10 protein-coding genes are annotated in these 8,509 nt (G+C 71.2%); 6 read left to right on the forward strand and 4 right to left on the reverse strand.

Annotated features, from left to right (window positions below; all coding sequences use genetic code 11):
* From GBZ26_RS23810 to GBZ26_RS23820, 3 genes are all read left to right on the forward strand, one after another.
* The coding region (locus tag GBZ26_RS23810) for a GMP reductase (protein WP_247884888.1) at positions 1 to 1,093 on the forward strand (1,093 nt) is incomplete at its 5' end.
* A gap of 157 nt (positions 1,094 to 1,250) precedes the next feature.
* Positions 1,251 to 2,492, forward strand: a complete 1,242-nt coding sequence (gene glf, locus GBZ26_RS23815) for a UDP-galactopyranose mutase (protein WP_174440979.1) — start codon at positions 1,251 to 1,253, stop codon at positions 2,490 to 2,492.
* Complete coding sequence (locus GBZ26_RS23820; RefSeq protein ID WP_174440980.1) at positions 2,489 to 2,656, forward strand: hypothetical protein; 168 nt, start codon at positions 2,489 to 2,491, stop codon at positions 2,654 to 2,656. Before glf ends, GBZ26_RS23820 begins: the two co-directional genes overlap by 4 nt.
* Positions 2,657 to 2,695: 39 nt before the next feature.
* On the opposite strand, the gene nadC is transcribed toward GBZ26_RS23820, so the two are convergent.
* The 4 genes from nadC to GBZ26_RS23840 form a co-directional block, all read right to left on the reverse strand.
* Positions 2,696 to 3,529: a carboxylating nicotinate-nucleotide diphosphorylase gene (gene nadC / locus GBZ26_RS23825; RefSeq protein WP_174440981.1), complete on the reverse strand. Its 834-nt coding sequence runs from the start codon at positions 3,527 to 3,529 to the stop codon at positions 2,696 to 2,698.
* On the reverse strand, positions 3,514 to 5,136 hold the full coding sequence (locus tag GBZ26_RS23830; RefSeq protein WP_174440982.1) for an L-aspartate oxidase: 1,623 nt from the start codon (positions 5,134 to 5,136) through the stop codon (positions 3,514 to 3,516). Before GBZ26_RS23830 ends, nadC begins: the two co-directional genes overlap by 16 nt.
* A gap of 195 nt (positions 5,137 to 5,331) precedes the next feature.
* Positions 5,332 to 6,342: a quinolinate synthase NadA gene (gene nadA / locus GBZ26_RS23835; protein WP_014198015.1), complete on the reverse strand. Its 1,011-nt coding sequence runs from the start codon at positions 6,340 to 6,342 to the stop codon at positions 5,332 to 5,334.
* 101 nt (positions 6,343 to 6,443) lie between these two features.
* Entirely contained in the window at positions 6,444 to 6,806 is a 363-nt protein-coding gene (locus GBZ26_RS23840) for a hypothetical protein (RefSeq protein ID WP_174440983.1), read from the reverse strand.
* 94 nt (positions 6,807 to 6,900) lie between these two features.
* On the opposite strand from GBZ26_RS23840, the gene GBZ26_RS23845 reads away from it, so the two are divergent.
* From GBZ26_RS23845 to GBZ26_RS23855, 3 genes are all read left to right on the forward strand, one after another.
* Positions 6,901 to 7,506 (forward strand): biotin/lipoate--protein ligase family protein, encoded by a 606-nt coding sequence (locus GBZ26_RS23845; protein ID WP_174440984.1) that lies wholly within the window; start codon positions 6,901 to 6,903, stop codon positions 7,504 to 7,506.
* Positions 7,503 to 8,027 (forward strand): DUF3305 domain-containing protein, encoded by a 525-nt coding sequence (locus tag GBZ26_RS23850; protein ID WP_174440985.1) that lies wholly within the window; start codon positions 7,503 to 7,505, stop codon positions 8,025 to 8,027. Before GBZ26_RS23845 ends, GBZ26_RS23850 begins: the two co-directional genes overlap by 4 nt.
* Positions 8,020 to 8,509: DUF3306 domain-containing protein (locus tag GBZ26_RS23855; protein WP_174440986.1), on the forward strand; the 490-nt coding region annotated here is incomplete at its 3' end. The genes GBZ26_RS23850 and GBZ26_RS23855, both read left to right, overlap by 8 nt.

Consider the following 8,509-nt stretch of genomic DNA (forward strand, 5'->3'; position numbering starts at 1 on the left):
CCGGGGAGGGGGCAACGGCCCGCCCCACAACAACAAGGACGACCCGCCGGTGATCATCGAGAACGATCTGAAGCTGGACTTCAAGGACGTGCTGATCCGCCCGAAGCGCAGCACCCTGGAAAGCCGCAACGACGTGGACATCGAGCGGACCTTCCGCTTCGTCCACAGCGGGCTGGAATGGACGGGCTTCCCGCTGATCGCGGCCAACATGGACGTGGTCGGCACCATGGCCGTCGCCCGCGCCCTGTCGCGCTTCGGCGCAATGACCGCGCTGCACAAGCACTACCCGGCCGAAGCCCTGATCCCCTTCTTCCGCGACGAGGACACGGCCAACGTCTTCTACTCGCTGGGCACGACGGAGGCCGACTACGACAAGTTCCAGGCGGTGAAGGCCAAGGCCCCGGTGGCCAAGCTCTGCCTGGACGTCGCCAACGGCTACACCGAGCGCTTCGTGCGCGTCATCGGCCGGTTGCGGAAGGAGAATCCGGACATGGTCATCATGGCCGGCAACGTGGTGACCGGCGACATGACCGAGGCGCTGGTGCTCGCCGGGGCCGACATCATCAAGGTCGGCATCGGGCCGGGGTCGGTCTGCACCACCCGCAAGATGACCGGCGTCGGTTACCCGCAGCTCTCCGCCATCATCGAGTGCGCCGACGCCGCCCACGGGCTGAAGGGGCAGGTCTGCGGCGACGGCGGCTGCACGGTGCCGGGCGACATTTCCAAGGCCTACGGCGCCGGTTCGGACTTCGTGATGCTCGGCGGCATGCTGGCCGGCCACGACGAGTGCGAGGGCGACATCCGCTACGAGGAGCGCGGTGGGCAGAAGGTGCCGGTGGCGATGACCTTCTACGGCATGTCGTCCGACACGGCGATGCACAAGTACGCGGGCGGCGTCGCCTCCTACCGGGCGTCGGAGGGCAAGACCGTGGAGGTCCCCTACCGTGGACCGATCGACGGCACGATGCAGGAGATCATGGGCGGCGTGCGCAGCATGATGACCTACATCGGCGCCACCAAGCTGAAGGAGGTGTCGAAGCGGACCACCTTCGTCCGCGTCGGCGCGCAGCTCAACACCGTCTTCGGGGGCTGATGCCACGGGAGGTACCCTGCATCGGTACCTCCTTCTCGACCGCCTTCCTCCGGAACCACCGGCGGGTTCCACCGTTCGCAGGATGTGCGGACGGGTGGGGCGCCGGACGGCGTGCCCCCCTTGTCCGCCTTTTGGCAGGACGAGGAAGGCAGAGCTTATGCGTGATTTCGATGGTGCCGCTCCGGCCTATGTGGGGCGGACGGACGGGCCGGCGGTCTTCGATTACCTGATCGTCGGGGCGGGTTTCGCCGGCAGCGTGCTGGCGGAACGGCTGGCGGCGGGCCTGGACAAGCGGGTGCTGCTGATCGACCGGCGTCCGCACATCGGCGGCAACGCCTACGACCATCACGACGACGCGGGCGTGCTGATCCATCGCTACGGCCCGCACATCTTCCACACCAATTCGCAGCCGGTGGCGGACTATCTGTCCCGCTTCACAAAGTGGCGGCCTTACGAGCACCGGGTGCTCGCCCATGTCGACGGGCAGCTGGTTCCCATCCCGATCAACCGGACGACGGTCAACCGGCTCTACGGGCTGGACCTCGACGAGGCCGGGGTGGCGGAGTTCCTCAAAAGCCGCGCGGAACCGGTGGCCGAGGTCCGCACCTCGGAGGACGTGGTGGTCGGCGCGGTCGGGCGGGAGCTGTACGAGAAGTTCTTCCGCGGCTACACCCGCAAGCAATGGGGCCTCGACCCGTCGGACCTCGACAAGGCGGTGACGGCGCGCGTGCCGACGCGGACCAACGACGACGACCGCTATTTCGGCGACAGCTTCCAGAACATGCCGCTGCACGGCTTCACGCGGATGTTCGAGAACATGCTCGACCACCCGAACATCACCATCCGCCTGGGCGCCGATTTCCGCGACGTGGTGCGCGACGTGCGCTACCGCAACCTGATCTTCACCGGCCCGGTGGACGAGTATTTCGAGTACCGCTTCGGCAAGCTGCCCTACCGCTCCCTGACCTTCCGGCACGAGACGGTGGACCAGGAATGGTTCCAGCCCGTCGCCGTGGTGAACTACCCCGGCGAGGAGGTGCCGCACACCCGCATCACCGAATACAAGCACCTGACCGGCCAGACCAACCCGCGGACCAGCCTGACCTACGAATACCCGTCGGCGGAGGGCGACCCCTACTACCCGATCCCCCGCGCGGAGAACGCCGCCTTGTACCGCAAGTACCAGGAGCTGGCCGACGCCACGCCGAACGTCCATTTCGTCGGGCGGCTGGCGACCTACCGCTACTACAACATGGATCAGGTGGTGGCGCAGGCGCTGGCGCTCTACACCCGCATCGCCAAGGCCGAAGGCGCCGTGGCGGAGGGCGCGCGCGGCATTTCCGGGATCGGCGCCGCCCCACCGGCCGCTCCGGTCCACAGCAGGAGGGAAGCGTCATGAAAGCGTTCGGAATGGCCCTGGCCACCGCGGTCGTCCTCGCCATCGGCGCCAGCGTGATCCTGGAGGGCACGCTCGGCCGCACCGCCGATCAGACCTTCGCCGCCCCCTCGGTCCGGCTGAGCGAGGACAACACCGTTCAGCACCGGAACTTCATGGGGCACTGACGACGGCGTTTCGGGAGGAGGGGGCGCCGCGTCCCCTCCCTACATGTCCAGCCCGACGTCCAGGTTCGGCGCGCTGTGGGTCAGCCAGCCGACCGAGATCATGTCCACGCCCGCCTCCGCGATGGCCCGCACGGTGGACAGGGTGACGTTGCCCGACGCCTCCGTCACCATGCGGCCGTCCACCATGGCGACGGCGCGGCGCAGCGTCGGCGGGTCCATGTTGTCGAGCAGGACGACGTCGACCGGCAGGGTCAGCAACTCCTCCAGCTGGGCCAGCGTGTCGACCTCGACCTCCACTTTCACCATGTGGCCGATGGCGGCGCGGACGCGCTCGACCGCCGGGCGGATGCCGCCGGCCACGGCGATGTGGTTGTCCTTGACCAGAACCGCGTCGTCCAATCCGAAGCGGTGGTTGAAGCCGCCGCCCAGCCGCACCGCCTGCTTTTCCAGGACGCGCAGGCCGGGGGTGGTCTTGCGGGTGCAGACGATGCGGGCGCGGGTCCCCTCGACCTCGCGCACCAGCGCGCGGGTGGCGGTGGCGATGCCCGACAGGCGGCCCAGCAGGTTCAGCGCCGTGCGCTCCGCCGTCAGCAGGGCGCGGGCGCGGGCCGTCACGGTGGCGATGGTGGCGCCGGGGGCCACGTCGGCGCCGTCGCCCTGCTCCACCCGCAGCTCCGCCGCCGGGTCGAGGATGCGGAAGGCGGACAGGGCGACCTCCAGCCCGGCGACGCGCCCGTCCTTGCGCGCGGCCACCCGCGCCGTCGCCACGGCGTCCGCCGGAACGATGCTGTCGGTGGTGATGTCGCCGGCCCGCCCGAGGTCCTCCGCAAGGGCGGCGCGGACGATCGGTTCATAGGTCAGAGGATGGAGCATGCGGCGTCTCCGGAAAGGGGGCCGGCGGCCCCGGTCAGGTCGGTGAGGGTGAAGCGGTGGCGCTGCGCCGCCGGGTCTTCCTGCGGGAAGTCGCTGCGGAAATGCGCCCCGCGGCTTTCGCTGCGGGCGAGGGCGGCGTGGACGATCAGCCGCCCGGCCAGCAGGCGGTTGCGCGCCTCGCCCCAGCGGCGGACGGCGGCGAGGTCCGCCGGGCCGTAGCCGCACAGCGCGTCGAGCGCTACGGCGAGCCGGTCCAGCTTGCGGCGGGCGGTCCACAGCCCCCCCCCGTCGCGCACCAGCCCGGCGCCCTGGTAGAGCGTGCGGCGGGACTCATCGGTGATGGCGTCGAGCAGGCCGGCCCCGATCTCGCCGGCGACCGCCGGGGCGTCAGGCAGGGCAAAGGGCGGCAGGGGAGGCAGGTCCCGCCCGGCCACGTCGCGGGCGACCCGCGCGCCGAACACCAGGGCCTCCAACAGGGAATTGCTGGCCAGCCGGTTGGCGCCGTGGACGCCGGTGCAGGCGACCTCGCCGCAGGCCCACAGCCCGTCCAGGCTGGTCCGCCCGGCGGGATCGGTGACCACCCCGCCCATGTGGTAATGCGCCGCCGGGGCGACCGGCACCGGCTCCCGCCAGGGGTCCAGCCCATGGGCGGCGCAGAGCGCCAGCACGGTGGGGAAGCCGTCCGGCCTGGCGGCCAGCGCCGGGCGCAGATCGAGCCGCACCGGCTCCCCCGCCGCGACGCGGGCGCCGATGGCGCGGGCCACCACGTCGCGCGGCGCCAGCTCGGCCAAGGGGTGTTCCGCCGCCATGAAACGGACCCCGCGGCGGTCGAGCAGCAGCGCTCCGGCGCCGCGCAACGCCTCGGTCAGCAGCGGGGCGGGGTCGGCGTCCACGGCGAGCGCCGTGGGGTGGAACTGCACGAACCCCACGTCGGCGAGCAGCGCCCCGGCCCGCGCGGCCAGCGCCAGCCCGTCGCCGGTCGCCTCCGGCGGGTTGGTGGTGCGCGCGTAGGCCCCGCCGACCCCGCCGGTCGCCAGCACCACGCGCGGCGCGCGGTGGAACACCCAGCCTTCGGTATGGCAGGCCAGCACGCCGCAGACCCGCCCGTGGCGCACCGCCAGATCGACGGCGAAGGCGTTGCTCTCCACCCGGATCGACGGGGTGGCGCGCACCCGCTCGGCCAGCGCCGCGACCAGCGTCGCCCCGGTGGCGTCGCCGCCGGCATGGACGATGCGCGCCGCTCCGTGCGCCGCCTCCCGCCCCAGCAGGGGCGCGCCGTCGGCGCCGCGGTCGAAAGGCAGCCCGGCGAGGAGCAGCGCCCGCACCCGCTCCGCCCCCTCGCGGGTCAGCAGCAGGGCGCGGCCGGGGTCCACGAAGCCGGCGCCGGCGGCCACCGTGTCGGCGGCGTGCGCCTCCGGCCCGTCGCCGGGGCCGATGGCGGCGGCGATGCCGCCCTGGGCGTGGTTGCTGGAGCCGCCCGGCAGGTCCGGCGTCTTGGTCAGCAGCGTGACGGCGCGCGGCGCCAGATGCAGGGCGGCGGTCAGCCCGGCCATGCCGGAGCCGATGACGACCACCTCCGAATCGCGGACCGTGTAAGGGGTGGGCATGGAAAGCCTCCCGACGAGAGGGAATTACGACGAAAGCATCCCCTCTCCCGTCCCGGGAGAGAGAGGGGCCCGCCTCGGCGCGGCGGGAGGGTGAGGGTATCGGCAAGGATCAGCGCCTTGATCCTCGCCGATATCCTCACCCGGCCCTCCGGGCCACCCTCTCCCGGGACGGGAGAGGGAATGGATGATGGCGGATCAGCGCGGCTTGACGGCCAGCATCCGTTCCACCGAGCGGCGGGCGCGGTCGGCCACCTCCGGGGCGATGGTCACTTGCGGTTCCAGCGTGCGCAGGCTGTCCAGGATGTTCGCCAGCGTGATCTTCTTCATGTGCGGGCACAGGTTGCAGGGCCGCACGAACTCCGTCTCCGGCGAGGCGGCGGCGACGTTGTCGCTCATCGAGCATTCGGTGACCATCAGCACCCGCGGCGGGCGGCGGTCCGCCACGAAATCGACCATGCGCGCGGTGGAGCCGACGAAGTCCGCCGCCTCCAGCACGTCGGGCGGGCATTCCGGATGCGCGATGACGATCAACTCGTCGAAACGACCGCGGAACTCGCGGATCTCGTCGCCGGTGAAGCGCTCGTGCACCTCGCAATGGCCCTTCCAGGCGATGATCTCGACGCTGGTCTGGGTGGCGACGTACTTCGCCAGATACTCGTCGGGCAGCATGATGACGCGCGGCGCGCCCAGCGATTCGACCACCTCCACCGCGTTGCCGGAGGTGCAGCAGATGTCCACCTCCGCCTTCACGTCGGCCGAGGTGTTGACGTAGGCGACCACCGGCACGCCGGGATAGCGCTCGCGCAACAGCCGCACGTCGGCGGCGGTGATCGATTCGGCCAGCGAGCAGCCCGCCCCGGTATCGGGGATCAGCACCGTCTTCGCCGGGTTCAGCAGCTTCGCCGTCTCCGCCATGAAATGCACGCCGGCGAGCACGATGACGTCGGCGTCGGTTTCGGTCGCCCGGGCGGCGAGCGCCAGGCTGTCGCCGACGATGTCGGCCACGCCATGGAAGATCTCCGGCGTCTGGTAGTTGTGGGCGAGGATCACCGCGTTGCGCTCCCGCTTCAGGCGGTTGATCTCGTGGACCAGCGGGGCATGGAACGGCCATTCGACGGCGGGGACCACGCGCTTCATGCGCTCGTAGATCGGCTGCGTCGCCGCGGCGATGTCGGGCGTGTAGGCAAGGCCGGTGGTGTCGCGCATGGCGCATTCCTTTAATGCTCGATATGAGCAAAACCATAAATGCTCGATTAGAGCATATCAAGCGGAAAAGGATGCGCTCTGCGGAAGGTGGGTGATTCGTCCTACTTGGCTTCCTGGCTGCTCAGGTCGGACGGGTTCTCGGAGCGTGTCGGCTCGTGTCCCATGTCGGGTTCGCTGGCCCATTGATTGGGGCGCGGCACCGGGTTGCCCTGGAGGTCGGGCGGCGCCCGTCGCAGGTCGGTCAAGGCCTGCTGCAACTCCGCCCCCTGGGTTTCGCCGCTGGTGGAGGCCTTGGGCGCGCGGACGCCCTGCTGGTTGGGCGGCGGCTCCTGGCTTTGCTGCACCTTGATGTCGTTGGACAGCGACTCCTTGTTGACTTCCTGGGCGATGACGTTGCCGGTCATCAGCAGTCCGGCGACCAGACCGGAGGAGACGAGACCGGAGGAAATGAGGGCTGCGAGCAAGGCGGCGGACTCCTTTTGGATGAAAGGGTGACATGGCCGTCCCCCCACCAACAGGCGTTGGCACCAACCCTCCCGTTCGCGCGTTATCAGGGGCATGGACCCGACCGACGCCCCGACCCTGCCGCCCATTTTCCAGCCCTGGCCCGCCGAGGCGGGCGGCCCCTTCGCCACCGCCTGCCGCTTCGCCGCGGAGGGGGCGGCACCCGGCACGCTCGTCCACAGCGGCCGGCGCGATCGGCTGGACGTGGCGGTGGTGCTGGTCCCCGACCGCCCGGACGCCGGGGACGGTCTTGCCGCTGTCACCCTGGTCGCGCTGGCCGACGCGCTGGAGGCGCTGGGGCCGCCGAACCAGAGCATCCGCTTCGACGGCGCGGGCCGCCTGCTGCTCAACGGTGCGGTGGCCGGCGGGGTGACCGTCGCGCTCGGCCCCGGCGCCGAGGACGGGCTTCCCGCCTGGGCCGTGGTCGGCGCGGAGCTGGAGGTCCTGGGCGACCCGGACGATCCCGATCCGGGGCGCCGCCCCGACCGAACGGCGCTGCGCGAGGAGGGCTTTGGCGACACCGACGCCATGGCGGTTCTGGAAAGCTTCACCCGGCATTTCCTGACCTGGATCGACCGCTGGATGGATGCGGGCTTCGAGCCGGTGCGGCGGGTCTGGGAACAGCGGCTGATTCCCACGGCAGAGGGGACGCGGTCATGAGCGGACCGGCCGAACGGCGCGGCGTCGGCATCACGGTGGAGCGCCAGCGCATCGACAACCCGTGGGTGGACGCCCGCTGGCGGGTGACCGGAGCCCTGCCGGCGCTGCCCGACCGCGCGCCCTGGACCGTGCTGGCACAGGACGGGGAGCGCACCGGCTATTACGCGGGCGCCGCCGAGATCGTGCTGCATCCCGGCGAGACGGAGAACTACGTCGAGAATCTGAAGGGCGGCCACCCGATGCTCTACGTCATCCTGCGCCGCTGCGCGGAGGAGCCGGGGCTGCGGCTGCTCGCCGTCACCGTCGATCCCGGCGAGGTCGACGCCCATTCCGACGCGGGCGACGACCTGATCGAAGCGATCCCCCTGCCGCCCGATCTCGCGGAATGGATGCGCGACTTCGTGGCCCGCCACCACACCGAACGCCCCTTCCACAAGCGCCAGCGCGACCGCGCCGACCCGGAGGCGCTGGCCCGCCGCGCTCCGGTTGCTCACTCTGGAAAGGATCAGCGCCATGGATGACGGGTCGGAAGGTTTCCTGTCGCGCTGGTCGCGGCGCAAGCAGGAGACGCGCGCGGCGCCCGTCGAGCCCGCCGAACCGCAGGAGGAGCGGGACACGGCGGAGGAGCCGCAGGCCATCGCCGCTCCGCCGCCGGAACCCTTCGACCCGGAGACCCTGCCGCCGGTGGAGAGCCTGGGCGCGGACAGCGACTACACCGGCTTCCTCGCCGGCAACGTCCCGCAGGAGCTGAAGCGGCTGGCCCTGCGCAAGGCCTGGACCAGCGACCCGGTGATCGCGGGCTTCCGCGGCTTCGCCGAGTATGACTGGGACTGCAACGCCCCCGGCTACGGCAAGCTGCTCGACACCGACCGCATCGCCGACCTGCTGGACCGCATCGCCACCGACGAGAAGCCGCCGGAGGAGGAGAAGCCCGAGGAGGTGGTGGTTGCTGACACGAGCAAGTCTGAGGAAAGTGGGGGTCTTGCCCCCACCCCGGCCCTCC

This window comes from Azospirillum formosense, assembly GCF_013340925.1.
Taxonomy (GTDB): domain Bacteria; phylum Pseudomonadota; class Alphaproteobacteria; order Azospirillales; family Azospirillaceae; genus Azospirillum; species Azospirillum formosense.

Excerpts from the sequence above, each read along its gene's own strand:
- GBZ26_RS23820 (WP_174440980.1), top strand. The coding sequence starts at position 2,489 with ATGAAAGCGTTCGGAATGGCCCTGGCCACCGCGGTCGTCCTCGCCATC.
- GBZ26_RS23830 (WP_174440982.1), bottom strand. The coding sequence starts at position 5,136 with ATGCCCACCCCTTACACGGTCCGCGATTCGGAGGTGGTCGTCATCGGC.
- GBZ26_RS23850 (WP_174440985.1), top strand. The coding sequence starts at position 7,503 with ATGAGCGGACCGGCCGAACGGCGCGGCGTCGGCATCACGGTGGAGCGC.
- glf (WP_174440979.1), top strand. The coding sequence starts at position 1,251 with ATGCGTGATTTCGATGGTGCCGCTCCGGCCTATGTGGGGCGGACGGAC.
- nadC (WP_174440981.1), bottom strand. The coding sequence starts at position 3,529 with ATGCTCCATCCTCTGACCTATGAACCGATCGTCCGCGCCGCCCTTGCG.
- nadA (WP_014198015.1), bottom strand. The coding sequence starts at position 6,342 with ATGCGCGACACCACCGGCCTTGCCTACACGCCCGACATCGCCGCGGCG.
- GBZ26_RS23845 (WP_174440984.1), top strand. The coding sequence starts at position 6,901 with ATGGACCCGACCGACGCCCCGACCCTGCCGCCCATTTTCCAGCCCTGG.